The sequence below is a fragment of the Xanthomonas fragariae genome (genome assembly GCF_900183975.1).
In the GTDB taxonomy this organism is placed as follows: Bacteria; Pseudomonadota; Gammaproteobacteria; order Xanthomonadales; family Xanthomonadaceae; genus Xanthomonas; species Xanthomonas fragariae.
Genome location: NZ_LT853882.1, coordinates 358384 through 384439, shown reverse-complemented (window position 1 = coordinate 384439; position 26056 = coordinate 358384). Strand labels below are relative to the sequence as shown.

The following is a 26056-nucleotide window of genomic DNA, read 5'->3' as shown; positions in this document are numbered from 1 at the left end:
ATGCGCATCACCGAGCACCACTGCGCGCTGAAACGCGCGTCGCACCATCCCGCTTGCATCGCCGACGCCTCCGCGGGCTCGCGCGCATGAGCCGCCAATTGGTGGGTGAGTTGATCTCAGAAGCAGTGGCGATGTTCATCATCATCGCGTTCGGCGATTCGGTCGCCGCGATGTACATCCTCTACGACCCCAGCCCGTACCAAAATGCTTATTGGGGCGTATGCATTGCCTGGGGTTTGTCGGTGACGCTGGCGATCTATGTCACCGGCTCGGTCTCCGGCACACATGCCAATCCCGCGGTGACGCTGGCGCTGGCGTTGTTCCGCGATTTTTCCTGGAAGAAAGTGCTGCCCTACTGGGTCGCCCAAGTCGTCGGCGCCTTCCTTGGCGCGGCGATCGTCTATCAGCTGTACGGGCCGGTGATCGACCACTACAACCAAGTACAGCAGCTCACCCGCCAAGCCGGTGGCGCAGCTGGGGTGTTCTTTACCGCACCTGGCCTTGCAGTCACGCCGATGCATGCACTGGTCGACCAGATCATCATCACGGCGTTCCTGATCTTCGGCGTCTTTGCCATCACCGAAGAGTTCAACGAGGCAGCGCCGACCGCCAATTCCGGCGCGCTGATGATCGGCTTGCTGGTGGCAACGTTGGGCGCGTCGATGGGGTATCTCGAAGCCTGGGCGATGAACCCGGCGCGCGACTTCGGCCCACGGTTGTTCGCCTACGTCGCTGGTTGGGGCGAAGCCGCCTTGCCGGCAAAGGACAATTACTGGTGGGTTCCAATCGTCGGCCCGCTGATCGGCGGCCCTATCGGTGCGCTGGCTTACCAGTGGCTGATTCTGCCGTTTTTGCCGGCGTGCGTGCGCCATCTGCAGGGCGGTACGCGGCCGCTCGATCCGCCGTGATTGCACTGCCTTGAAGCGAGCATCAAAACCGACGACGCATCTGCAAATAGTCACCGACCTGTTGCCGCTCACACGTCGTCACCATGCTGCACCGACCACTTTCGCCGCGCGCCAGCGCCGGCATTGCTTGAGGACTCTCCGATGGAAAAGCAGTACGTCCTTGCGATCGATCAAGGCACCACCAGTTCGCGCGCGATGTTGTTCGATCGCCAGGGCAAGGTGGCCGGTGTGGCGCAGCGTGAGTTCAGCCAGATCTTTCCGCAGCCGAGTTGGGTGGAACACAACCCGCGCGAGATAATGACCAGCGTCTACACCACGATCACCGAGCTGCTCAACAACGCGCAGATCGATGCGCGTTCGATTGCCGGTATCGGCATCACCAATCAGCGTGAAACCGCAGTGGTATGGGACAAGGCGACAGGCCAGCCGATCTACAACGCCATCGTGTGGCAATCGCGGCAGACCAATGACATCTGTACCCAGCTGAAAGCGGCCGGTCATGAGCAGATGGTGCGCGACAAGACCGGTCTGCTGATCGATGCGTATTTCTCCGGCACCAAGGTCAAGTGGATCCTCGATCGTGTGGAAGGCGCGCGCGAGCGTGCACGCAGGGGCGAGCTGGCGTTCGGCACCATCGACAGTTGGCTGATCTGGAACCTCACCGGCGGCAAGGTGCACGTCACCGATTACACCAACGCCTCGCGCACCATGATGTACAACATCCACACACTGGAATGGGACGCGGACCTGCTGGAGATGCTCGACGTGCCCCCGCAGATGCTGCCCGAAGTGCGCTCGTCCAGCGAGGTCTATGGCATGACCCAGACCCAGTATTTCTACGGCGAACAGGTATCGATTGCAGGCATCGCTGGCGACCAGCAGGCTGCGCTGTTCGGCCAGGCCTGCTTCGAACCGGGCATGGCCAAGAACACTTATGGCACCGGCTGTTTCATGCTGATGAACACCGGCAACAAAGCGGTGGCCTCCACGGCCGGTTTGTTGACCACCATCGCGTGGGGCATCGACGGCAAGGTCGAATACGCATTGGAAGGCGCAATCTTCGTGGCCGGCTCGGTGGTGCAGTGGTTGCGCGATGGCTTGCGCATGCTGGGCAAGGCCAGCGACTCACAAGCGTATGCCGAACGCGCCGGCGACAACGACGGCGCGTATATCGTGCCGGCCTTCGTCGGCTTGGGCGCGCCGTACTGGCGTAGCGATATTCGTGGCGCGGTGTTCGGGCTGACGCGTGGCACCAGCAAGGAACACTTCATCCGGGCGGCGGTCGAATCCATGGCGTATCAGACCCGCGACGTGCTCACCGCGACGCAACTGGATTCGGGCATCGAATTGAAGGAGCTACGCGCCGACGGTGGCGCAATCGCCAACGATTTCTTGGCCCAGTTCCAGAGCGACACTCTCAATGTACCGGTGCTACGCCCGGAAGTGGCCGAAACCACCGCACTCGGTGCGGCGTATCTTGCAGGACTTGCGACCGGGTTTTGGAGCAGCCGCGAAGAGATCGCCAAGCAGTGGGCGGTGGATCGCCGCTTCACGCCGGATATGGCCGAGGACAAGCGCAAACAGCTTTATGCCGGTTGGCAGCAGGCGGTGGAAGCGACGATGGGCTTCCGTATCAGTTGAGAGAGCCGATGAAAGCTATTGCGCAGCTGTCAGGCGCGTGTAGGTGCGCGAAGCGGCATTCGTTACGCGGCTACTGCGGTACCTCCGTGTAGTGCATGCAACCTGACGACCACGTTCAGTAGCACATCTATTCTTTCGTTCACTGTAATAGCAGCTAACACAACCTTTTTCTGCTGTATCGATAATAGCGAAAATTGCGGTCATGGCATGTCGCAATGCGATCGACATCCACCGCTGCCGCGATCACCTCAAGCGGCGTGGCATCATTGCGCGTCTCGCCCGCAAGGGGATTGCGCGCAAAGACCGGTTGTGCCGCATCCCCGGAGCGTCAAACATCCCCACGCCTGGTTTGCAGGGAGGGGCAATCTGCGCATCCACTTGGGACGCCGCACCGCTATTAATCTGGCATTGCGCTCGCTCACCTCATATCTGCTGACGGCGACTTTCTGCGTTTTGGTAGCCGCTTCTGGCGGGATGTCAGCGCACTGCATCGACGATGCGCCATGCAACGTGTCCACACGCTTAGGGCGAATCGCTCAGCCACCTCAAAATTGCTCTGGTTTAAGCCAAAGTTTGGCCTGGTTCACCCCATCCACCTCGACCTGTTTGGTGAAGACGCGGTACTCAATGCCGCGGATACGAACCATCTGCTCATCGCGAACTGATACGCCCAGGGTTCCGTAGACACTCAAGACCCTCGTTGCGCGTAGCGCCGTTTAAACTCTACAGGGGACAGGTCGCCAGTTGAACCGTGGCGGCGGTTGGGGTTGTAGAACATCTCGATGTAGTCGAATACCTCGGCGCGAGCGGCGTCCTTGGTGGAATAGGTCCGCCGCCTGATCCGCTCGCGTTTGAGCAGGCCGAAGAAGCTCTCCACGGGTGCGTTGTCGTGGCAGTTGCCACGCCGACTCATGCTGCACACCACGCCATGGGACGCCAGGAAACTGCGCCAGTCATCGCTGGTGTAGACAGACCCTTGGTCCGAATGAACCAAGCAACCAGCGTTGGGTTTGCGCCGCCACACCGCAGACAACAAGGCCTGCACGACCAACTCGGTGTCGGCCCGATCGCGCATCGCCCAGCCGACGACCTGCCGGGAAAACAGATCGATCACAACAGCCAGGTACATCCAGCCTTCATGCGTGCGGATGAAGGTGAAATCGCTCGCCCAGGCTGTGTCCGGCTCAGTCACGTCGAACTGTCGGTCAAGCAGGTTGGCCGCCGCCTTGCACTGCATTCCTCCATGGAAGCGCGGTTTGCGACCATAGCCCACCTGGGCACGCAGTCCCTCGGTGCGCATCAGCCGATGCACCCGATGGCGACTGCAACGCTCACCCAGAAACGCTCACCCAGATCGCGCAGATCCCTGGTGATCTTGCGATGCCCATAGACACTGCCGCTGGCCAGCCAGTGGTGCTTGATCAGTCCAAGCAAGCGCCCATCTTCCTTGGCGCGCTCACTGTTGGGCGAGCACAACCAGGCGTAATAGCCCGACCGGTTGACCCGCAATACCCGGCACATCGCACACACCCTGAATTCCCCACAGTGGGCTTGCATGAAGGCGTACTTTGCCCTTACCCCTTGGCAAAGTACGCGGCGGCCTTTTTTAGGATGTCGCGCTCCTCGGTCACTCGACGCAACTCTGCCTTCAGCCGCCGAACCTCGGCGCTCTGGTCCACCTCGGCGCGCTGCACCACGCCAGGCTTGCCGAACTTGCGCAGCCAGGCGTAGAGGCTGTGCGTGGTGACACCCAGTCGCTCCGCGACTTCTGCCACCTTGAAACCACGATTGGTCACTTGCCGGACCGCCTCGATCTTGAATTCATCCGTATACCGCTTGCTGCTCATGGACACCTCCGAATTGACCATTTTCCATGGCCTTGAGATGTCTAGGAAACCCTGGGCGTATCATGTGTAGTAGTTAGGTTCACTGCCGCGTACGCAGCTCAGAAATTACCAAGCAGGTGCACCAGAACTGCCCGCGTGTTCACTGCCGCGTAGGCAGCTCAGAAACATTTGATTTTAATGGACTCAACAAGCCTCTCGTTCACTGCCGCGCAGGCAGCTCAGAAATATCGTCGCGCCACGCATAGCAGACCGGTGCATTCACTGCCGTCTAGGCAGCGCATAAATGCGACCGGCCCGTCCACTCTCGCGCTGTATTTGCCACGACTGTCGCGTCTCATGGACAGGCGACCTGCAGTGCTCCATGCATCGGCATGTGCTGTTGAACAGGTGACGTTAACCGCGCGCGCATTGGAAAGGCATGTTTGCGCAGGCGTAGCAGTGTACGACGCGTGACGTCGTCGACGCCTTCAACAGACGTGCAACGCAGGGGAAAACCGGCGGAAGATGCACTGCGATAAAGCCACGCCGCGCGCATCACCCGCGCGTGCACTCACTTGCGCCAGTAAAACCCCAGGAACATCGCCACCGCCGATTCGGCCATCTGCGTCTGTTGCTCCGGCGACAGCGGCGGCTGGCCCGTGGCGAGCTGCGGCCAGAACGCGAAGCCCTGCACCAACGCCTGCAGCTGCTGCGCGGCGAAGTGCGGCTCCACGCTTGCGAGCCGCCCGTCGGCCAACGCAACGCGTCGCCAGGTGGTGGTTCCTTCCTCCTTGCTGCCCAACGGCGACAGCTGCGCGCGCTCCGGCGTGGGCGGGGCAGATGCTCGTGCGACGCCAGCTGCCGCGTAAGGCTTCGCCAGCTCTGCTATCGGCCAGCAATGCGCCAAACCTCCGATATCGGCAACGTACGGAGAGATTCGGGCGCAGCGACATCAGTTCGCTGTCTGGCCTAAATGTTGCTTGCAGAGTGATTCAATCCTCGCTCAATGCGGTCCGCAGTTTGGATCTTTCATCTCAGCAATGGCTGCGTCGCGTACCTGAGCTCGGTGCTCTCTTCGAGATATGGAAACTACGCCGTCCGTCGACGATGCACTCAGCTTCAAGGCTGCGTGGCGGTCGCATTCCTCGGCACCGGCTATCAATCGATGCCGTCACTGCATTTAGAGCCAGGACATATCTGATGAAGATTACTACATTCGCCAATTCAGTCAATCGTAACGCGTCGGCGTCGAACCCGAACATCCAGGACATCGGAAAAGAAGCCTCCTCCAGCGTTTTACCCAGCCATTCGGACATCCAGCCCGATACCCCACTGACCATACTGCCGCGCCGTCCGAGCAGGCGCGGCAAGGAGGTCGCAGGCGCCACTTCGCATGCGACGCCTGCGGCGACGCAGGCGGCTGTGCAATCGGGCGCCGTCGGCATGCACAGTGTGCCGCCTGCAGTTTCGTCGAACCTTCGTGGGTCACGGCTGACGCGACTCAAAGACAAACTGGCTGCCGACAACCGCCGCCAGGTCCAGCCCCAACTGGCGGCGACACTCATCAACGCGGTCAGGCCGATGAATGGGCGGGTAAAATTGCTGGACGGCACCACCGTGGAGGAACGTGCAGCAACGCACGCGGATCTTTTGAGCCGCGTCCGCGAAACAGATGCGATGGATTGGTACAAGGCGCAGGGGTTGAGCGAAGGCGAGGTTTCCAAGTTGCGACGTACCGCGCTGCTGTCCGGCATGCCCAATCCCACCGGCAGTTTTCTAAACAATGCGATGCAGTACATCGTCTCGCCCTGGATCAACTATGCAACCCGTCAGCCTTGGGCGGGCGCAGGGTTCGGCGTTGCGACAGCGGCCATCGCCGCGCCGATGAATGCGGCCCAGCAGTCGGCGGTGGTCAGCCTGTGCGAGTCGATTCGCGAGCATGGCGGTCACGTCATCGTGCCGGACAAGAATCAGATCAACGACAAGCATTGGCTACCGGACCTTGCGAAGGCGTTGGAAATCCATGTCGCAGAATTCGGCGGTTGTTGCGATCAGTTCCGCGAACTCAAGAACGTCGCGGACAGCACCCACTCGACGACAGCAACTGGCAACCTCATGGCCGCTGCCCACAAATTGCTGGAAGCCGAAGCACGCCTGCATCAGGGCCAGCACGACTTTGTCATGACCCAGGGCGCGCACGACCGGCAATGGATGGGCAATCGCTGGCAGGCCGTCCCGCGCATCCTGCGCTCACCATTGGCCGGCACGCTGGGCCTGCTCAGCAAGACCGGCGCAATGCGGGCGCTGTCGCCAACCGCCCAGACCGTCGGTGCCCTGCTGATGACAGCTGCGCAGCATGTGGCTGCCGGCTTCGACGAACAGGCAAAACAGGATTACAACAACAAGCTCAATCTGCTGTACGCCGATGTACTGACCGAGACGGGCAAGTCAAAATTTGCGCGTGGCGAGCCGGTCGCGGCAGACGATATCGATCAAAGCAGACTCCGCAAATTGATTCAGTCGCCCACGCAAGCTTTGGTCAAACGCGTCACCAACGCACTGGCATCGATGGAGAAAGCGCTCAAGGCGGAGGTGGCGGCATCGCCCTCGCCACAGGGGGCGGCAGACGCCGACGACCTGGATCTGGAATCGGGTCACGGCGCCGGCCCGGCGAAGGCCTTGAAACTGCTGAGCCAGGACCTGCAAGCCTTGCGCGAAGGCAAGTTGGACGAACTTGACCCAGACGGTGTGGCTGCGGAGGTGCTGCTCAACGCCGAGAAGTCGGTGGTGTCGGATCAACTGATCAGCGATATCGCCAAGAAGTACACCTTGCGCGAATTCTCCGCACAGACCGCTCAACGCATTGGCCAGATGTTCCACCTCGGCGTGCTGGGCAGCGCGGCGTCCTCGGTGATCGGCAAGGCCAGCTCAGCGGCGCATGGCGGAGCGCGCAAGGTGCCGACGAAGCAGACCCTGGCGATCTCCGCACTGTCGGGAGCCATGGCTGCGGTTGGCGCCCTAAATCAGCACACCGCCATCACCGTCAAGAACAATCGCCGCGAGGGCGACACCGACATCGGATTGAAGCAGCAAGTCCTCCGCGGTGTGATGGGGGGCGCCAGCGAAGCGCTGTCCCAGCGTCGGGCCACCAAGGCGAGCCTAAAGATCAGTGAGCTTCTGCAGGGCAACGATGTGGAAAATTTGTTGCAGCAGGCCAGGGAGCTCATCCAACAGTCCCGGGCCACGTCATCCAGAGTGCAGACCGCGCCGTCGCTGACCCTGCCGCAAGCGGTGAAACAACTGCGCCCAGCAGGGGCGTCTGCGCCGCAGTCGCACGAGGTGATCGTGCAGATCGCGGACGATGAGGCGCCGCCGCGACCGGCGTGATGCGGCGTTGACCACTGCAATGCATCAAATGCGACGCAACAAAAACGGGATGGCCGCAAGGCCATCCCGTGTCGATCATCGCCGGCACCCGCGCGCGTCGTGCACGCGGCTTGTTTACTCGGTCAAACCACGATCTTTTAGCAGCGCCTTGACGCTGGGGTCGTTGCCGCGGAAATCGCGATACAGCGTGGCCAGATCAACGGTATTGCCGCGCGAGAGAATCTTGGCGCGGAAGGCGTCGCCATTCTTGCGATTCAACCCGCCGTTTTCCTTGAACCATTCGAACGCATCTTCGTCGAGCACTTTCGACCAGAAATAGGCGTAGTAACCGGCCGAATAACCGCCGCCCCAGATGTGGTCGAAATAGCTGCTGCGGTAACGCGGTGGTACTTCGGCCAGGTCCACCTTGAAGCGCTTCAAGGCATCGGCTTCGAACTTGCTCACGTCATGCAACGGCGCGTCGGCCGGCTGGGTGTGCCAAGCCAGATCGAGCAGCGCGGCCGACAGGTATTCGGTAGTGGCGTAGCCGCTGTTGAAGGTCCTGGCTTTCTTGATCTTCTCCACCAGCTCGGGCGGCATCGCTGCACCGGTCTGATAGTGCTTGGCGTAGTGCGCGAACACCTTGGGATCGGAGGCCCAATGCTCGTTGAACTGCGAGGGGAACTCGACGAAGTCGCGCGAGGTGCTGGTGCCGGCGATCGAGGGGTACTTCACCTTGGAGAACATGCCGTGCAGCGCGTGGCCGAACTCATGGAACAAGGTGGTGACATCGTCGAAACTCAGCAACGCCGGCTGGCCGGCAGCCGGCTTGGTGAAGTTGCAGACGTTGTAGACCACCGGCTTGGCGCCGGTGAGGCCGTCCTGCTTGACGAACTCGTCCATCCAGGCGCCACCGGACTTGCTGTCGCGCTTGAAGTAGTCGGTATAGAACAGCGCCATCGACGTGCCGTCGTGATCGAACACCTCATACACCTTCATGTCCGGGTGATAGGTCGGGATGTCGGTGCGCTGCTTGAAGGTGATGCCGTACAGCTGGGTGGCCGCGTAGAAAACGCCGTTTTGCAGCACGTTGTCCAGTTCGAAATACGGCTTTATCTGCGCTTCGTCCAGGTCGTACTTGGCCTTGCGCACCTGCTCGGCGTAGAAGTCCCAATCGGAGGCGGCGAGCTTGAAGTCGCCCTTCTGCGTATCGATGACCTTCTGCATCTCGGCCACTTCGCGGCGTGCCTTGGCGGTAGCTGCCGGCACGGTGTCGGTCAGCAGCTTGAGCGCAGCGTCCGGGGTCTTGGCCATCTGGTCGCCCAGACTGTAGGCGGCGTAGTTGCCGAAGCCGAGCAGCTTGGCTTTTTGAGCGCGCAACTGTGCCAGGCGCTGGATGGTCTGGCGGGTATCGTTGGCATCGCCTCTCTCTGCACGCGTTTCCGAAGCCTTGAGCACGTCGGCGCGCAGCTGGCGGTCCTTCAACGAGGCCAGTACCGGCTGCTGGGTGGTGTTTTGCAAGGTGAGCAGATAGTTGCCAGCGAGCTTGCGCGCCTTGGCGGCATCGGCAGCGGCGGCGATGTCGCCCTCACTCAAGCCATCGAGCTTGGCCTTGTCGTCAACTACCACCGCGCCGGCAGCCGAGGCGGCCATCAGGCGGGTGTGGAACTGCGTGGAAAGCTTGGTCTCTTCAATATTGAGCTTGCGCAGGCTGGCCTTGTCGGTCTCGGACAGCTGCGCACCGGCACGCACGAGCTCTTCGTAATCGCGCTCGACCAGACGCTTCTGCTCCGGATCCAGGCTCAGTGTGTCGCGCTGGTCGTAAAGGGTTTTGACGCGGGCGAACAATTTCGGATCGAGATAGATCTCGTCCTGGTGCGCGGCCAACTTGGGCGCGATCTCTTCCTGGATCTTCTGGCGTGCATCGCTGGTATCGGCTTGCACCAGCCCGAAGAAAATGCGCGAGACACGCGCGAGCGTTTCGCCGCTGCGTTCCATCGCCTCGATGGTGTTGTCGAAGGTGAGGGGCTCGGGGTTGTCGGCGATCTTGCGGATATCGGCCAGATGCAGGCGCATGCCTTCATCGAAGGCGGGCAGATAATCGGCGTCCTTGATCTTGTCGAACGGCGGCGCCTGGAACGGCAGCGTGCTGGCGGTCAGCAGCGGATTCGGCGCAGCATCCGCAGCCGGGGTGGTGGCGGTCTTTTCGGGCACGGCGGTGGACTCCTTACCGGACGGTTTTTTTCCAGAACAAGCAGCCAGTGCCAGGGTGATGGCAACGGCCAGAACGACGGTACGCGACATGGCGTGTGAGTCCTGAGTGGGTAGAGCAGCCAATCACACTAGCGGGTTTGCCGCCCGCTGGCATGTGCCGTTGAATTGGGTCCTGCGTCGGCGTGTGCTGGAAAGGGGTGATTGAGCGTCGCGGCCGTTGCGCCCTCATCCGCCCTTCGGGCACCTTCTCCCTTTCGAGTCGGGAAGGCATACCGCAATCTGAGTTGTCCCTCTCTCCCATGCGCAAGCGGTGCCTTCACCTGGGTGCGCGCAGTTGCTTCCACGGCACCACCTGTTCCGTCTCGGCCAGGAAGATCTCACGGCAGAGCTGCTTGCACTTGCCAAGACTCTCGGCATCACTAAACGTCAGTTGCATGGATCACTCCTCAACGGAGATGTGTAGTGTTGCGCAGCCAGGAGGAGTTGTTCAGAGGTTCCCTAACGCCTCCGCGCTTTTCCAAAGTGCATAACTCGCTCTGGCGGCACAGCTGGCGCTGCGCATCAGCTGCGTGCGCGGCACCGCTTTACTGCGCTCGGCCAGCCAATCGCCCGATACCTGTTCGCGCAGTTGTCGAGCGACCTTTCGGCCGCTCGACACCGCCTTCAAAGCGTATCGCGATGCTTGCCGCGCCAGGGCCGGTACCAGGTGCGAATGGCGGCGATATCGGCGGCCATGTCGCTACCGGTCCAGAACGGCTCGCCGATGCCCACGGTCTTGCTGGGATAGTCGAAATACACCGGCAGGATCGGTACCTTGGAATCGGAAGCGATCTTCCAGAAGCCAGCCTTCCACTGCTCCACGCGCTTGCGCGTGCCTTCGGGAGTGATCACGTACCACATCTGTTCGGAATTGCGGATCAGCCGCACCGCCTGGCCGATGGTGCCCTGCGGCGAGCTGCGGTCTAGGGGGATGGCGCCGAGCTTGCGCAGCAGCGGGCCAAGCGGCCACCAGAACAATTGCGACTTGCCCAGCACACGCACCTCGAAGCCGAGCGCGAACTTGGCCGCAAAGCCGACAAATCCGTCCCAGTTGGACGAATGCGGGGCGACGATCATCACCAGCTTGGGTTCGTCGGGCAGCCGCCCGACCAGGCGCCAGCCAGTCAGGCGGAGTCCGGTGCGGCCAAACCAACGGCCGAAGCGACCGTGGGCTCGCGGCATGCTGGGCGGGGATGGCTGTAGCAGGATGTTGGCCTGTGTTACCGGTGGCAACGACGGGTCGGTATGACTCACGCTTACTCCCAGTGGGACGCAGAGCGTCCACGCTTGATATGGCTGCGCTCACGCTTGGCATCCAGCCGCCGCAGCTTGGCACCATGACTCGGTTTGGTGGCGACCCGGCGCTTGGGCACCGACAGGCACGCACTGATGATCTCGAACAACCGTTCGCGCGCATCGTCGCGGTTGCGGTCCTGGGTACGGAAGCGCTGCGCATCGATCACCAGCACGCCGTCGGCGGTCATGCGGCGGTCGCGCCGCGACAGCAGGCGCGTGCGCAAGGGTTCGGGCAGCGTCGGCGATCCGGCCACGTCGAAACGCAGCTCCACCGCAGTGGAGACCTTGTTGACGTTCTGCCCGCCCGCGCCGCTAGCGCGCACGAAGCGTTCGACGATCTCGCTGGGCGGAATCGTCAGGCTGGGGGTGATCTGGATCGGGTCGCTGGCCATGCGCTGCAATTGTATCGGCAGCGGCGTGGACGCGCGCGAAAACGCCGGCTTCCCGTATGCTGCTGCCGGTTCCCAAACTGCGCAGATGCTCCGATGCCACTCCCTCGTTTCGTTGCCGCCGCCCACGCTGTCGCGCGCCGTCTGTTCTTGCTGGCCGCGCTGGCGATTGCCACGCCCGCCGCATTCGCACAGGCGCCCAGCGATGCCGAGATCAACCGTCTGCTGGCCGCCTCACGCGCGCAGACCATGCTGGACACTATGCTGCCGCAGGTCGAAGCGATGCAGCAGCAACAATTCGCTCAGCTCACCGCGCAACGCCAGCTCAATAGCGCGCAACAGGCGCAATTGCAGCGTATCCAGGAGCGTACCCGCCAGACCGTGCGCAAAGCACTATCGTGGTCGGAGCTGCGCCCGATGTATGTGGACATCTACAAGCGCTCGTTCTCGCGTGAGGACGTGCTGGCCATGGCCGAGTTCTACGAGAGCTCGGCCGGCCAGCGCCTGCTCGACAAGACCCCGGCGCTGACCCAGAACCTGATGGGCGCAATCCAGCAAAAGATGCTGCCGATGTTTGCGGATCTGCAGAAGGATTTGGAGAAGATCGTCAATGAGCCTGCGGCGGCGCAGAAGCCCTGAAGAGCTGGAATTCGGGAATTCGGGATCGGGGTAAGTAGATCGAATGCGGATTAGCTCCTCTCCAGCGCGTAGCGAGAGGTGGCAAAACCGGTGCCAAGGAATCTCCAGGTCACCGGTGGCCAGCGGCTGGAAGTACGTTGCTGCCGGCTTCTTGACCGGCTTGCCTGGACCGCCATCCAGATCGTGGTCAACGATAAAGCGCTCCTTGGCCGGCCAGCCGCGACGCACCGCCACTGGTAGCGCGATCGAGCCGGTGCACCAGAAAGATCCACCGGCCCAGTTGCTTGCGCATACGGTGGGCAAGAACGTCGTCTTCCCCTCGTGCCAGCTTGCTGTCGTGGACCATCAGGCCTGTGGGTTTGTCGACGACGGCCAGGACGTCGTCCTGGTAGAGAATCAGCAAATGCTTTGGGGATGTGCTCCACCGGCGGATTATCTGTGTCGCTGACACCGCATGCCACCGCGTCGCTGCGCTCACCTGCCCGTTGACCGCGCCAGACGGCTGGCAGAGCATGCCGGTTTCCCATCAAGGAAGTGCCTCTATGCGCACCTGGCTCCTGCTCTGCCTGCTGGCGGTTGTTCCGCTGGCCCACGCCGTGGATCTGCCCTACGACGAACACGCCGATGCGAGCGCGCAACTGCGCCATGCGCTGGCGGCCGCCAAGAAAGCGCACAAGCCCACCCTGGTAATTTTCGGCGCCAACTGGTGCCACGACTGCCGGGCGCTGGACACCTCGCTGCACACCGCGAAAAATGCGCCGCTGATCAGCAAGTCGTTCGTGGTAGTGAAGGTGGACGTGGGTAATTTCGACCACAACCTGGACATCAGCCAGCGCTATGGCGACCCGATCCAGAAAGGCATTCCCGCCGCGGTGGTGGTCTCGCCCGCGGGCAAGCTGCTGTACACCACACGTGCCGGCGAGCTGGCCAACGCACGCAAGATGAGCGACGACGGCATTTACCAATTCTTCGACCACGTGGCGCACGCCAACCAAGCACGCTGACGCAGGTCGTGTGCATGGTCTGTGGCGTGCGCCCAGGCGGCGCCGCGAACCGCCAGCAACGCACCGGTATCGGGGGTGATGTTGAGCATGCGCTGATCACGCGCGTGCTGTTGCGCATCATTGTCGTTGCCGAAACCGGCCAATTCGTTTTGCTCGCTTGGCCGGCCCCTGGCTGCGTCGGCTCCACTGCGCATGGCAGTGCCTAACGAGTCGCACCTGAAAAACCCCAACCACCCAACGACCGCAAGGCCTTGATGTCTGCACCGGCGTGCCAGAACTACCAGTGTTCGCTACGCTGAAGGCTGGTTTCTGGCAATTTTCAGTCATGCGTACACGCCGTCCTGCTGCCGAGCACATGCCTGCCGACGAGTTGTTTCGTTCGCGGCTGGAGAACCAGATCGATCTGCGTCATCCGCTGGCGCGGCTGAGCCAACGGATGCCGTGGACGGCGTTGGAGCAAGCACTTTCATCGCGCTTGCCGGCCACCCAGGCCGGTGGCGGTCGGCCGGCATTGCCGGTGCGGCTGATTGCCGGTTTGCTCTACCTCAAACACGCCTACGACCTGTCCGATGAAGCGGTGTGCGAGCGCTGGCTGGAGAATCCGTACTGGCAGTTCTTCACTGGTGAGGTCGTGTTCCAGACGCGTTTGCCGTGCGATGCCAGCTCGCTGACGCGCTGGCGGCAGCGCCTGGGTGAGGCCGGGATGGAAGAGCTGCTGGCGCACACCATCAACGCCGCGCATGCGATGCAGGCGATGGACGCACGCGGTTGTCGCGGGTGATCGTGGACACCACGGTGCAGGAAAAGGCGATCGCCTATCCGACCGACAGCCGTTTGCTGGAGGTGGCACGCAAGAAGCTGGTGTTACTGGCCAAGCGGCACGGCATCGGATTGCGGCAGAGCTACGCGCGGCAAGGCCCGGCCCTGAGCCGCAAGGCAGGTCGGTATGCGCATGCGCGCCAGTTCAAGCGGATGCGGCGCGTGCTGCGACGTCAACGCACAGTGCTGGGACGGCTCGTGCGCGACATCCAACGCAAACTCGATCAGGTAAACACCGGCGTGCGCGAGCGCATCGCTGTCTGGCTGGAACGTGCGCAACGGCTGTACACGCAGCGTCCGAAGGACAAACAAAAACTCTACGCATTGCATGCCCCAGAAGTGGAATGCATCGGCAAGGGCAAGGCGCGTCAAGCGTACGAATTCGGCGTCAAGGTCGGCATTGCGGTCACCGCCTGCAAGGGATTGGTCGTGGGTGCGCGCAGCTTCCCGGGCAACCCGTACGACGGCGATACCTTGGCCGAGCAGCTGGAGCAGACACGCGGGTTGCTGCAGGATGTGAGCGTAGAACCGACGGTGGCGATCGTGCACCTGGGCTATCGCGGGCGCGAGGTCGATGGCGTGCAGGTCCTGCATCGCGGCAAGGCCAAGACGCTGACGCGACGGCAATGGCGCTGGATCAAGCGACGGCAGGCGGTGGAGCCGGTGATCGGACATCTGAAAGACGACTGCCGGTTGCGTCGCTGCAGGCTGAAAGGTGCCCAAGGCGATGCGCTGCACGTGCTCGGCTGCGCCGCTGGCTACAACCTGCGCTGGCTGCTGCGCTGGATAGCGTTTTTGCGTGCCTGGATGCGGGCGATGAGATGGTCATCCTTGAGTACCGTGCCGCTGTCACCGACGGCACTTGGCGCTTGAAGGGGATTTTTCAGGGACGACTAACGACGCAGCCAGGCAACCAGCAAGGCCACCGAGCCGGCCGCGCCACTGACCCAGCTCCACACCGGCACCGTGCCCAGATACCAGCCATCCGGATGCAGCCCGTACAGCACCGCGGCAACCACCAGCAGGCCGCTGCCGGTGATGGCAGTAACCACGCGCGTCTGCAACTTGCGCAAGCTCAGGTCCAGCGCATGCAGTTCGGCCGAGCGGATGTCCACCTGATGGCGGCCTTCCACCTGCTGCTTCAACCAACTGTGTACCAGACGCGGCATGTCCGGCGCGTGGGTCATGATTTCCGGCAGCCGCTTGCGCAGTTCGCCAAGTACGCGCCGCGGGCTGTAGCGCTCGCGCAGGATGCGTTCGAGCACCGGCCGCGCCACCGCCCAGATATCCAGCCTGGGATCGAGCTGGCGACCGACGCCTTCGATATTCAACAGCGTTTTCTGCAACAGGATCAATTGCGGCTGCAACGTCAGCTCATAGCGCTGCGCCACGCGGAACAATTTGATCAGCACCTGTGCCAGCGAAATCTCCGACAGCGGCCGGGTGAAGTACGGCTCGCACACCGAGCGCGCGGCCGCTTCCAGTTCGTCGATACGCACGTTGTTCGGCATCCAGCCCGCTTCCACGTGCAGCTCGGCCATGCGGCGGTAATCCTTGTGGAAGATCGCCATGAAGTTCTCGGCTAGGTAGTACTGATCTTCCTGCGAGAGCTGGCCCATGATGCCGAAATCCAGCGCGATAAAGCGCGGATTGAGGCGGCGCTCCGGGTCCGAATCGACCCAGATGTTGCCGGCGTGCGCATCAGCATGGAAGAAGTTGTCGCGGAACACCTGCGTGTAGAACACGCGCACGCCCTTGGCCGCGAGCGCTTTGCGATCGATACCGGCAGCATCGAGCTTGGCAATGTCGTCGGACGGAATGCCGTATACGCGCTCCAACGTCAGCGCACGCTCGGCGGTGTGTGACCAGATCACTTCCGGCACGTACAGATCGTCCGAACCTTCCCAGAAACGGCGCAGCACGCTGGCGTTGGCGCCTTCGCGCTGCAGATCGAGTTCGGCCGACAAGGTGCCTTCGATCTCGGCCACCACTTCGCGCGGACGGATCTTGTCCGCATGCGGGTGGGTGCGCTCGACCAGAGCGGCCAGCGAATGCAGCAGCGTGATATCGGCGTCGATCTGGCGCTCGATGTCTGGGCGCAATACCTTGACCACCACTTCGCGGCGCATGCCGTTGATGTCCGGTGGCAGGGTAGCGGCATGCACCTGTGCGATCGAGGCCGACGCCAGTGGCACCGTATCGAACGCGGCAAATGCCACGCTGACCGGCAGACCCAGCGCGCGCTCCACGATCAGCCGCGCCGCCTCGCCATCGAACGGTTTGACCCGGTCCTGCAGCAAGGTGAGTTCTTCGGCGACATCGGCGGGAATCAGATCGCGCCGGGTCGACAGGATCTGGCCGAACTTGACGAAGATCGGGCCCAGCTCCTCCAACGCCAGCCGCAAGCGCGCACCACGCGATTGCGCAGCGATTTCGGCGCTGGCACGCGGCACGAACGGCTTGGCCAAGCGCAGCCAGCGCTCGACCGAGGTGCCTTGCAGCAGGTCGTCCAGGCGATAGCGCAGGATCACCCGGCCGATGCGGCTGGCGCGCAGAAGCGCCTTCATGGAGCACCTCCGGCAGCGCGCAGCCGGGTGACACGTGCGGCCAGCCGTTCGACGTCGTCGCGCAGCTCGTCGACATCGTCATAGAAGGCCTCGAGTTCGGCGCGTGGTACCACATCGCGCGATTCTTCGGTGACGAATTCGGCCGCGGTCTGCGCCAGATCCACCGCGCTGCGACGCGCCTGCTGCAACGCTGCACGCACCGCACTGGCGACCTGCACGCCGAGCATCTCGCCGAACACCGCCACGAACGGCAGCTGCCAATCCGGATCGAAGCGGCCGGCCAGTTGTTGCAGCTGGCGCGCCAGCTCGGCATCGCCGGAGACCTTGAGCCGGCCGGCCGGCGCGCCGGGGCGGCGCGCGTTGACCAGAAACGGCAGCTGCCCGAGCAAGCCGTCCAGGCTGCTGCGTACAGCCAGGTCCGGCTCGTGCGCCTGGTCCACCGGACCGACCAGCAACCGGCGCTCGTGCACGCGGATCTGCAGGGCCAGTGCCGGCGCCTCCAACGTCAGTGCAATGCGTTGCCCTTCCAGCGGCAGCAGGGCATCGCGGGTATCCGGATCCAACGCCAGCACGCGGTTGAGCGCCGCCTGCAAGGCTTGGCCGGCGAGCGGCTTGAGTGAGTTGAAGAGTGATCCGGGCATGCGCGCATTCTACCGCCCCTGCATGTCGCAACTGTTTGACGGACGTGCATGTACTGATCGCGCAGTTGAGTTTGCTTCTGTTCGTCAAACCGGCCAACCAGGGCTCGTCGTCAGGCGTCAGCTAGGTGCGTACGACCGACGCGTTTGCCGCCGTGCTCGCATTGGCCTTGGCCCACGACTACAAGATGCTGGTGGAAGCGGCGGTTGTGGTGCGCGAGATCGAATGCGCGGTGGCTGGGTAATGCCATGCCACAGGCGAGCATGTGCTGTGAAGTGGTCGTGCACGACGCGTTCTATTCGTACCAGACCAGGTACATCAGCGAGCACGGCGCCAATATCGTGATCCCGGCTGACATCGACGCGCAGATGCAGTAGCGCATCCAGCAGATCGCCGTGCACTTGACTGCGCCGGCATGGCGCGTGTGGACGTGTTTTCATCCGCCGATGGCCCGTTGGTCGCATTAGGTCAAAGCGCGGCATGCGCCAATCCGAACGTCGCATGGCTGACCGAGCGCTTTGCGCACGTTGTGCCGGAGAATCTACTGTCACCCGTGAAAAATCCGATGCAACCCGCCACAACGCACATGGCCCCCCTCCTTGCGGAAGCGGGCGATGTGAGCGCCGACCGGCAGCGCCGCTACCGTAACGTATCGCAGCTTGGGCGTTAAGCCTTGCCGCGACGGAACATCGAGATCACTGCCAGGATCAGGAACACCACGAACAGGATCCAGGCGATGTTGGTCGCCGCACCAGCGATACCACTGAAGCCCAGCACAGCGGCGATGATAGCGATGACGAAAAATATGATGGCGTAATGCAGCATGGCAAGGTATCCAGAAAGTGTGGTGGCCGAATCGGCGCAGACGTATCTTGAAGAGGCGGCGGTCTTTACCGGGTGATGGCGATGTCGTTGGAAGATGAGGATCGCAGCCGTTGCAGCCCCTCTTCGATGCTGATCTGCGGCACATAACCGAAGTCACGGCGTGCCGGCTCCATGCTGTACCAATGCGGCGTACACAGCTGTTCCACCAGAAAACGCGTCAACGGCACTTCTCCTGGCAGACGCAACAGTGGCCACAATGTTTCGCACACCGCACCGATGCGATATGCCGTCTTAAACGACAACGAGCGCGTCACTGCCGGCGTGTCTACCGCAGCGAGCAAGCGATTGAGCAACTCGCGCATCGGCAACGGTTCGCCATTGGAAATGAAGTACGCCTTGCCTGCGCATGCAGCGCCCGGTGCCAGATGCTCGAACGCATCGAAATGCGCTTGCGCAGCGTTGTCGATGTAGGTGCTGTCGACCAGGTTGCTGCCGTCGCCGACCATGCGTAGCCGCCCGGCGCGCGCGCGCGCGGCAAGACGCGGCAACAGATGATTGTCGCCCGGCCCCCAGATCAAACGCGGACGCAACGCCACCGTCGCCAACTGCGCATCGTTGGCCGCCAGCACCGCACGCTCGGCGATCGCCTTGGTTGCCGCATACGCCGCGCGCAGGTCTTGGCCATATGGCACTTCGTCGGCACCAAGACCTTCCACCGGATGGGTGGCGCGGTGGGTGACGCTGGGCGTAGAGGTGTAGATCAGCCGCTGCACGCCGTTCGCACGGCACGCATCGAGCACGTTGTGCGTACCCACCACATTGGCTTGGTGATAGCTGTTGTAACTGCCCCACGCACCGGCCTTGGCGGCATTGTGGAACACCGCATCGACACCGGCGAAGGCATGCCGCACCGCCTGCGGGTCGGCCAGGTCGCCACGAATCTGGGCCACGCCCAGGCTTAGCAGGATCGGGTAATCGCCGCGCTGGAAGCTCACCACCGCATGCCCGCGCGCGCGCAGTCCGCGGCACAACGCCTGGCCGAGAAAGCCGCCACCGCCGGTTACCAGGATTCGCACACACCACCTCCATCGCAAGGACGCACACGATAACGGGCGCGACCGGGATTGGCGACGCGACCGCATGCATGCGCAGCGTGCTGCAGCAGATCAATCACGCTGCTGCGCCGCCCAGACCGCCAGCGTTTCGCGGCCAATCTTGGCGTTGTGACGGATATCCACAGGAAAGCCGGTGTGACGCAAAAAACGCCTGATACCAGCCGTGTGCGGATGCGCTGCGCCCAGTGCGCGCAACGCAGTTTCTACTTCCGCAAATACCGATGCGGACACGCCCGGTTGCAGCTCCACGCATAGCACCGGCTGCTGTTGTCCGGGCGCGCCCACTCCAACTAACGCGGTGCGCCGCACTTGCGGATGCATGTTGAACACTGGCTCCACCTGCTCGGTGTACAGCGGGCCGGTGGCGGTTTCCACGCGGTGCGTTTTGCGCCCGCAGAACCATAGCCGCCCATCGGCATCGAAATAGCCGACATCGCCCATGCGGTGCACGATGCGTTCGCTGCCATCGGCGCTGCGTTCGCGGATCTTGGCGATGCGCGTGGCCGCATCGCGGTTGAAATAGGTATCGGTGGTGGTAGGGCCGGCGACGGTGATCTCCCCGACCTCGCCCACCGCCAACACGCGCGTGCCGCTCCAGTCGGCAATCGGCGCATCGTCGATGGCAATGATGCGTACCTCGTTCGGCGGCACCACCTGCCCCACGCAGGTGCCGGCACCTGACTCGGTGGCAGCGCGGGTGGCGTCCAGCGTGCGTCCTTCGATCGCTGCCACCGGCAAACACTCGGTGGCGCCGTACGGTGTCCAGAATTGCGCATCTGCCGGCAGCAGCGCGCGGATCCTGGCCACCACGTCCGGCGGCACCGGCGCACCGGCCGAGGTGGCCAGGCGCACATTGGGCAGCGGCTGGCCATAGTCAGCTAGTACCCGCATCAACGCCGGCGAGCCGAACAACTGCGTCACACCGAAGCGATCAATCGCATCGTGCAATTTGCGGGGATCGGCGGTAGCCGGACGGGTTGGATCCATGTCCGGAATCACCGAGGTCAGCCCCAATGCCGGATCGAACAAAGCGAACGGCGGAAACGTCGGCAGATCCACACCGCCGGGCTGCATGTCGAAGGCATTGCGCAGCAATTCGATCTGCCCGGCGAAATGCCGGTGCCGATACACCACGCCCTTGGGCACACCGGTCGAGCCACTGGTGAACAGCATCGCGGCCATGTCGTCGGGCGCAGTGTCGGCCAGCTGGCTGCCGGCGCCTGCGCCATCGCGCTCCATGCGTGCCAGGGTCACCCCGCCCCACCCATAGTGGCCACCGACGGTGACGATCTGCCTGGCAGAGCGCGCCCAGCGCAACAAGCGACGCGCCAGCTGCGCGAGTGGAATGCCGATAAATGCCTGCGGCTGCGCTTCGTCCAGGCATTGCTTGAGCGCGCGCCTGTCGATGCCCGGATCCACCAGCACTGGCACCGCACCGGCTTTAAACAACGCAAACATCAGCAGGAAGAACTCCGGCGACGGCCGCACCATCACCACTGCGCGCGCACCACGTCCGATGCCGTGCGCTGCCAATCCGGCGGCGATCGCATTGCTGCGGGCATCCAGCTCGGCATAGCTCAAGGTCACATCGTAGGCAGCGAATCCGTTGGCGGCACGACGGCCCGGGCAGCGGATGGCGATCTGATCGGGGCGCTCGCGCGCCAGCTGCGGCAGGGTGGCGGCGATATTGCAGAGAGTCGTCATTGCCGCATTATCACCCATGCGTCAGCGGCGCCGGCCGCTTGCATTATTCTCAAAAGCCACGTGCGTACATCGCAGGTGCCGTCATCGCAACGGCCGTGTCGCTGCTGAGTGCGCACTGTCTGGCTGGAAAAATCCTTCGCGGTGCGCGCTACACGCTCTAACCTGCGACTCGCTGTTCATTGCGCACATGCTTCCCCCCACCCGCGCAGATAAATCGCTGACCTGCACGTGTCTGCGCCACTTGTATCGCACCGTGGTTCGGTCAGAATTCCGTGCTATCCACATTTTTTTGCCGCGCAAGGCCCGGCACCCCATGGCGCATCCCTGCCTTACCTGTGGCGCCTGCTGCGCCTATTTCCGCGTCAGTTTTCACTGGAGCGAAGCCGACCCTGCATTGGGCGGCAGGGTCCCCATCGCGCTGACCGATGCACTGCGCACGCACGAGCGCATCATGCGCGGCACTTCGCAATCGCAGCCGCGCTGTATCGCGCTGGATGCGGATATCGGCCGCTACAGCCGCTGCAGCATCTACGACCGTCGCCCTTCCTCCTGCGCCGCTGTGCCGGCCTCGCTGGAGTTTGGGCAGCGCAGCGCGCAATGCGACAAGTCTCGATTGGCGCATGGCCTGCACACGCTCACCGAAGCCGATTGGCTCGGCGTAGACGAGGCACGGCACAATCCTCTGCCGGCGTTGTAACGCAACGCCGACGGCGGCGTTGCGTTTACAGCGGATGACGCTCCAGAAACGCCCGAATCGCCGGCACCAGCACCTCGTGCTTGTCTTCCAGCACGTAGTGATTGGCATCGTCGAACGCAGTCACTTCGGCATTCGGCAGGGCTTTGCGGAAGCCGGCCAGGAAATGTTTATCGAAGCAGATATCGCCCAGCCCCCACGCGATGAAGGCCGGGCGATCGGCGAACGACGGCAACGCCTGCGCCGAGCGCTCCAATAACGACCAGGCCTTGTCGGCGGGCGACAGCGGAATATCCTGCATGAAGCGGATAGTGGAGATGCGGTTGCGCCAGTTGTTGTAAGGCGCAACATACGCGCGACGCACATCCGCCGGCATCCGCCGCGACACACCCAGCCACGAAGCGCCGGCAGAAAACGCGTTGAATGTGCGGATGAACCACTCGCCGGGCCGCCAATGCCGGCCCATGGCGATTTGCCATGGCATCGGCTTTTCCAGCGGCAACGGGAACGCGGCGGTGTTGGTGATCACCAGCCGCTTGACCTGCGCGTGATGCGACAACGCCCAGCCGAACCCGATCATGCCGCCCCAATCGTGCACGGCCAGCGTGATCGGCCCACTGACGCCGAGATGCCGCAGCAGCGTATCCAGATCGTCCACGCGCGATTGCAGCGTGTACTCGTAACGCGGCTGCGCGTCAGGCACATCGTCCGGCTTGTCGGACAGCCCCATGCCGATATGGTCGGGCACGATGCAGCGATAGCGATCGGACAGACCACCCACCAGATGTCGCCACAGATAACTCCACGATGGGTTGCCATGCAGCATGACAATCACTTCTGCAGCCGCCACCTCGCCATCGGGCGGACCTTCGTCCAGATACGACATTGCAACGCCGGGCCGCACCTCAAGGCGCTTGGGAGTGAAGGGATAGCCGGGGTAAGTCATGTAAATCGCATCCGATTCAGTCCGAGGGAGTCCGCATGGCGCAGGCGTTGGCCTGCAGCGCACAGAGATAAAACATCACGTTGGTCACCACATTGCGACAGGCTCAAAGCGCGGCGCCCGAGGCAGATATCTGGATAGATCCTAAGCGTCATTCCGCTTCCCGCAAATACGTCCGATAAGGCGGTAGTTGATGACCATCACTGGACAGAAGTTGCAAAAATACTGTGTGTAGGAACAGTTTTTCCTTGCCCAGGCGCTGCTCTTGCAGAACGCCGATATTCACCAGTTCCTTGAGATGGCGCGCAGCGGTCTGCCGGGTCACGCTGATACGCCCAGGGTTCCGTAGACACTCAAGACCCTCGTTGCGCGTAGCGCCGTTCAAACTCTACAGGGGACAGGTCGCCAGTTGAACCGTGGCGGCGGTTGGGGTTGTAGAACATCTCGATGTAGTCGAATACCTCGGCGCGAGCGGCGTCCTTGGTGGAATAGGTCCGCCGCCTGATCCGCTCGCGTTTGAGCAGTCCGAAGAAGCTCTCCACGGGTGCGTTGTCGTGGCAGTTGCCACGCCGACTCATGCTGCACACCACGCCATGGGACGCCAGGAAACTGCGCCAGTCATCGCTGGTGTAGACAGACCCTTGGTCCGAATGAACCAAGCAACCAGCGTTGGGTTTGCGCCGCCACACCGCAGACAACAAGGCCTGCACGACCAACTCGGTGTCGGCCCGATCGCGCATCGCCCAGCCGACGACCTGCCGGGAAAACAGATCGATCACAACAGCCAGGTACATCCAGCCTTCATGCGTGCGGATGAAGGTGAAATCGCTCGCCCAGGCAGTGTCCGGCTCAGTCACGTCGAACTGTCGGTCAAGCAGGTTGGCCGCCGCCTTGCACTGCATTCCTCCATGGAGGCGCGGTTTGCGACCATAGCCCACCTGGGCACGCAGTCCCTCGGTGCGCATCAGCCGATGCACCCGATGGCGACTGCAACGCTCATCCAGATCGCGCAGATCCCTGGTGATCTTGCGATGCCCATAGACACTGCCGCTGGCCAGCCAGTGGTGCTTGATCAGTCCAAGCAAGCGCTCATCTTCCTTGGCGCGCTCACTGTTGGGCGAGCACAACCAGGCGTAATGGCCCGACCGGTTGACCCGCAATACCCGGCACATCGCACACACCCTGAATTCCCCGCAGTGGGCTTGCATGAAGGCGTACTTGAAACCACGATTGGTCACTTGCCGGACCGCCTCGATCTTGAATTCATCCGTATACCGCTTGCTGCTCATGGACACCTCCGAATTGACCATTTTCCATGGCCTTGAGATGTCTAGGAAACCCTGGGCGTATCAAATGAGCGCCGCCCAGCGGGCATTTGGAGAAAGCCTGGGGAAGTTGACCGGCGAGAAGATTGCCTGGATTTGCTCACGATCAAAAGCCTTAAACCCAAGCTTCCGTCGAGCCCGCCGTTCCCCGGCCGAATAGCTCACATGACCCTTGGCCGGGTTGTCGCCTTGGGGGTAATGACCAGAGACCATCGCCCAATCGAAGAATCCTCCCTTCCCGACCATGTAGCTCTGCTTGTTCGTCAGCGTTGGCGTAGACGCGCCTTCCTTCCGCATCTGCTGAAACCAGCGAGCTAGGTCTGACCGCGTGATCGTATGGATCTTCGTCTTCTCACCCAGGTAGTCCACGAATCCTTGGATGGCCGACTTCTTGATGACATAGGTCTTGGGCAAGGTGCGGCCGTTCAAGGTCGCCAACCACGCATGTCACGCCCTCCCAAGCGTCATTGGCTCAAGGGTCGAGCCGAGCTTGGTGGCATACGCTGCGATGGCCAGTGGCGACGCCGGCAGCGCGACGGGTCGTTCGCCTTCCGAGCCGAGGCCTTCGTGGAGTTCTCGAAACAGCCTCACGCCTTTGGTGCTGTCGATTTGCCAGCGCTCATGCACGGTCCCGTCTGGCGTCCTGGTTCGATGCAAGGTCAGGTTGCGGAAGGGTATTGCAGCAGAGGCGGATGCCAACAATGCGGAAGCGTCTGCCTGCTGCGTCGATCTAACCCGTCGTCCCGCAACCGCGCGAACAGCCGCTCGTAGTGCGATGCCAAGGTGGCAGCGCGCAGTTGCGCCTCTTCCAAAACGGTCGTATGCAAGGTGCGCTTGATCGCCTGCAAGCCGAGCAGCGGTTGTAGATCAGTGGGAACCCGCTGCCGAAAGGACCATCGACCGGAGGGCAACGAACGCGGCAAATAGTGAGGGATACGCATCAACAACGAACCGGCTGCGCGCTGCTTTGTCTCTCTTGGAGCTTCGATTGAGCTCCGAAAAAGACGACAGCGCGGACCGATCAACCTCTCAAACCGAGTGCGGGGGCAGCACCATCGCCGGAGGCAACTGGTGGTCAAGGTTGCGGCTTCGCTTTGCGCGAGCCGCTGTCAGCAGCCATGGACTTGGTCTATCCCTAGCCCCTTAGGCAGTCTTGGAGTGCGGCAAGCCAAGACGCGACAGCAAGCTGGACTGCTGAGCAGCCATCTCAGAGAGGGGCTACCGATCAAGCGGTGCAGCCGGCTGGCTTGCTGCATTTGATCGATAGCGCCATTCCCCACTTCCTCAGCTCAGGACTTTAGGTATCATTCGAGGTATCAAAGCAGGCTCAGCTGGAAGACCCGAAATGCTTTAGAGTCAATGGCTTGCGTAAGGGCGTCTTTAGGCTCCGCCCACCTCCACCAGCGACACCTGCGCGCTGCCGCGACGCTTGAAACCGGCAACCGCCGTCACCGCATTCTTGAGCGGGTGATGGCACGGTTGGACGAAGCGAAAAGCAGCGTCGGAGTCTGCGGCGCCCAGTCCAGCAGATCGTTACGCACCAGATCTTTGCGGAACGGATCACCCGGGTTGCTGGCAAAGTCACGATAGAACCCGAGCTGGAAATACGCCTTGAGCTGATCGATGCCTGGCAGGCTATCGTCGAGTACCAGATCGGTCAGGCCCAGTCGCACACAGATGACGTGGCGCCAGCACCGCGTGATCAGACGCTGAAGCTGCTACCGCACCCGCACGTGGTCTTCGCATTGGGATTGCGGATAACGAACTGCGCACCGGTCAGGCTTTCGGTGTAATCCACCTCGGCGCCCATCAGGTATTGCAGGCTCAGCGGATCGACCAGCAGCGTCACGCCATCGGTGGCCACAGCCAGGTCATCCTCGGCGCGGTTCTCGTCGAACTCGAAGCCGTACTGGAAGCCGGAACAGCCGCCCCCCTGGATATACACACGCAACGCCAGATCGGCATTGCCCTCTTCCTGGATCAGCTCGCGCACCTTGGCGGCGGCGGCCACGGAAAAGTTCAGCGGCCGGTCGATGGACTGGTAGTCCGGCGCCGGGGCGGCGGTGGGAAGCGAAACGAGCGTACTCATGACGTTAGCATGGG

At 62.6% G+C, this 26056-nt stretch carries 18 protein-coding genes and 9 pseudogenes; 9 read left to right on the top strand and 18 right to left on the bottom strand.

From position 1 onward, the window contains the following. Positions 1 to 86 precede the first annotated feature (86 nt). From PD885_RS01760 to PD885_RS21855, 3 genes and pseudogenes are all read left to right on the top strand, one after another. Positions 87 to 908 (top strand): MIP/aquaporin family protein, encoded by an 822-nt coding sequence (locus PD885_RS01760; RefSeq protein WP_088056616.1) that lies wholly within the window; start codon positions 87 to 89, stop codon positions 906 to 908. Positions 909 to 1049: 141 nt separating this feature from the next. Next, on the top strand, positions 1050 to 2549 hold the full coding sequence (gene glpK / locus PD885_RS01755) for a glycerol kinase GlpK (protein ID WP_088056615.1): 1500 nt from the start codon (positions 1050 to 1052) through the stop codon (positions 2547 to 2549). Between the two features lie 217 nt (positions 2550 to 2766). After that, positions 2767 to 2939 (top strand): annotated as a pseudogene (locus tag PD885_RS21855) (IS5/IS1182 family transposase); the annotation flags it as partial. 155 nt (positions 2940 to 3094) lie between these two features. On the opposite strand, the gene PD885_RS21250 reads toward PD885_RS21855, so the two are convergent. From PD885_RS21250 to PD885_RS01745, 3 genes and pseudogenes are all read right to left on the bottom strand, one after another. Beyond that, positions 3095 to 3241 carry a hypothetical protein gene (locus PD885_RS21250; protein ID WP_156775373.1) on the bottom strand — a complete coding sequence of 49 codons (147 nt, stop codon included), beginning with the start codon at positions 3239 to 3241 and terminating at the stop codon, positions 3095 to 3097. Continuing rightward, positions 3238 to 4396: pseudogene (locus PD885_RS01750) on the bottom strand (IS3 family transposase). The gene PD885_RS21250 and the pseudogene PD885_RS01750 overlap by 4 nt, the downstream one beginning before the upstream one ends. A 550-nt stretch (positions 4397 to 4946) precedes the next feature. Continuing rightward, positions 4947 to 5195, bottom strand: a pseudogene (locus PD885_RS01745) (TetR/AcrR family transcriptional regulator C-terminal domain-containing protein); the annotation flags it as partial. A 380-nt stretch (positions 5196 to 5575) separates the two neighbouring features. Here PD885_RS01745 and xopN point away from each other — a divergent pair. Then, on the top strand, positions 5576 to 7762 hold the full coding sequence (xopN, locus tag PD885_RS01740; protein ID WP_002808180.1) for a type III secretion system effector XopN: 2187 nt from the start codon (positions 5576 to 5578) through the stop codon (positions 7760 to 7762). A 114-nt stretch (positions 7763 to 7876) separates the two neighbouring features. On the opposite strand, the gene dcp is transcribed toward xopN, so the two are convergent. From dcp to arfB, 3 genes are all read right to left on the bottom strand, one after another. Continuing rightward, positions 7877 to 10045 (bottom strand): peptidyl-dipeptidase Dcp, encoded by a 2169-nt coding sequence (gene dcp / locus PD885_RS01735; protein WP_002808181.1) that lies wholly within the window; start codon positions 10043 to 10045, stop codon positions 7877 to 7879. Positions 10046 to 10618: 573 nt separating this feature from the next. Beyond that, complete coding sequence (locus PD885_RS01730; RefSeq protein ID WP_002808183.1) at positions 10619 to 11248, bottom strand: lysophosphatidylcholine acyltransferase; 630 nt, start codon at positions 11246 to 11248, stop codon at positions 10619 to 10621. Positions 11249 to 11250: 2 nt separating this feature from the next. Beyond that, the gene (arfB, locus tag PD885_RS01725) at positions 11251 to 11682 is read right to left on the bottom strand and encodes an alternative ribosome rescue aminoacyl-tRNA hydrolase ArfB (protein WP_002808185.1); all 432 of its coding nucleotides are present in this window, start codon (positions 11680 to 11682) and stop codon (positions 11251 to 11253) included. A gap of 93 nt (positions 11683 to 11775) precedes the next feature. Between arfB and PD885_RS01720 the strand changes: the two genes are divergently transcribed. After that, positions 11776 to 12318, top strand: coding sequence for a DUF2059 domain-containing protein (locus PD885_RS01720; RefSeq protein WP_002808187.1), 543 nt, complete (start codon positions 11776 to 11778; stop codon positions 12316 to 12318). A 56-nt stretch (positions 12319 to 12374) separates the two neighbouring features. Here the strand turns inward: PD885_RS01720 and PD885_RS01715 are convergent. Next, positions 12375 to 12845: pseudogene (locus tag PD885_RS01715) on the bottom strand (pseudouridine synthase); the annotation flags it as partial. 15 nt (positions 12846 to 12860) lie between these two features. Here PD885_RS01715 and PD885_RS01710 point away from each other — a divergent pair. Continuing rightward, a complete protein-coding gene (locus PD885_RS01710) occupies positions 12861 to 13322 on the top strand; it encodes a thioredoxin family protein (RefSeq protein WP_002808192.1) in 462 nt (153 codons plus the stop codon). 325 nt (positions 13323 to 13647) lie between these two features. Continuing rightward, positions 13648 to 15014: pseudogene (locus tag PD885_RS01700) on the top strand (IS5 family transposase). Between the two features lie 20 nt (positions 15015 to 15034). On the opposite strand, the gene ubiB reads toward PD885_RS01700, so the two are convergent. Together ubiB and PD885_RS01690 are read right to left on the bottom strand one after the other, a co-directional pair. Then, complete coding sequence (gene ubiB / locus PD885_RS01695) at positions 15035 to 16708, bottom strand: ubiquinone biosynthesis regulatory protein kinase UbiB (RefSeq protein ID WP_002808195.1); 1674 nt, start codon at positions 16706 to 16708, stop codon at positions 15035 to 15037. Further along, a complete protein-coding gene (locus PD885_RS01690) occupies positions 16705 to 17349 on the bottom strand; it encodes a ubiquinone biosynthesis accessory factor UbiJ (protein ID WP_002808196.1) in 645 nt (214 codons plus the stop codon). Before PD885_RS01690 ends, ubiB begins: the two co-directional genes overlap by 4 nt. Between PD885_RS01690 and PD885_RS20300 the strand changes: the two are divergent. Then, a pseudogene (locus tag PD885_RS20300) lies at positions 17334 to 17807 on the top strand (D-alanine--D-alanine ligase); the annotation flags it as partial. The gene PD885_RS01690 and the pseudogene PD885_RS20300 overlap by 16 nt on opposite strands. Positions 17808 to 18013: 206 nt before the next feature. On the opposite strand, the gene PD885_RS01680 reads toward PD885_RS20300, so the two are convergent. From PD885_RS01680 to oleC, 3 genes are all read right to left on the bottom strand, one after another. Next, positions 18014 to 18172 (bottom strand): DUF1328 domain-containing protein, encoded by a 159-nt coding sequence (locus PD885_RS01680; RefSeq protein ID WP_002808206.1) that lies wholly within the window; start codon positions 18170 to 18172, stop codon positions 18014 to 18016. 65 nt (positions 18173 to 18237) lie between these two features. After that, positions 18238 to 19248, bottom strand: coding sequence for a 2-alkyl-3-oxoalkanoate reductase (oleD, locus tag PD885_RS01675; RefSeq protein ID WP_002808207.1), 1011 nt, complete (start codon positions 19246 to 19248; stop codon positions 18238 to 18240). Between the two features lie 90 nt (positions 19249 to 19338). Next, positions 19339 to 20991 carry an olefin beta-lactone synthetase gene (gene oleC, locus PD885_RS01670; protein WP_002808208.1) on the bottom strand — a complete coding sequence of 551 codons (1653 nt, stop codon included), beginning with the start codon at positions 20989 to 20991 and terminating at the stop codon, positions 19339 to 19341. Positions 20992 to 21304: 313 nt separating this feature from the next. On the opposite strand from oleC, the gene PD885_RS01665 reads away from it, so the two are divergent. Next, the gene (locus tag PD885_RS01665) at positions 21305 to 21688 is read left to right on the top strand and encodes a YkgJ family cysteine cluster protein (RefSeq protein ID WP_002808209.1); all 384 of its coding nucleotides are present in this window, start codon (positions 21305 to 21307) and stop codon (positions 21686 to 21688) included. A gap of 25 nt (positions 21689 to 21713) precedes the next feature. On the opposite strand, the gene PD885_RS01660 is transcribed toward PD885_RS01665, so the two are convergent. From PD885_RS01660 to erpA, 6 genes and pseudogenes are all read right to left on the bottom strand, one after another. Beyond that, positions 21714 to 22631 carry an alpha/beta fold hydrolase gene (locus tag PD885_RS01660; RefSeq protein ID WP_002808210.1) on the bottom strand — a complete coding sequence of 306 codons (918 nt, stop codon included), beginning with the start codon at positions 22629 to 22631 and terminating at the stop codon, positions 21714 to 21716. A 148-nt stretch (positions 22632 to 22779) separates the two neighbouring features. After that, positions 22780 to 22959, bottom strand: a pseudogene (locus PD885_RS01655) (Fic family protein); the annotation flags it as partial. 22 nt (positions 22960 to 22981) lie between these two features. Beyond that, positions 22982 to 23917, bottom strand: coding sequence for an IS3 family transposase (locus tag PD885_RS20295; protein ID WP_145954116.1), 936 nt, complete (start codon positions 23915 to 23917; stop codon positions 22982 to 22984). 63 nt (positions 23918 to 23980) lie between these two features. Beyond that, positions 23981 to 24894: pseudogene (locus PD885_RS21680) on the bottom strand (DUF6538 domain-containing protein); the annotation flags it as partial. Between the two features lie 439 nt (positions 24895 to 25333). Continuing rightward, positions 25334 to 25614: pseudogene (locus PD885_RS01645) on the bottom strand (alpha/beta hydrolase); the annotation flags it as partial. 41 nt (positions 25615 to 25655) lie between these two features. Continuing rightward, positions 25656 to 26042, bottom strand: coding sequence for an iron-sulfur cluster insertion protein ErpA (gene erpA, locus PD885_RS01640; RefSeq protein ID WP_002808218.1), 387 nt, complete (start codon positions 26040 to 26042; stop codon positions 25656 to 25658). Positions 26043 to 26056: the final 14 nt, after the last annotated feature.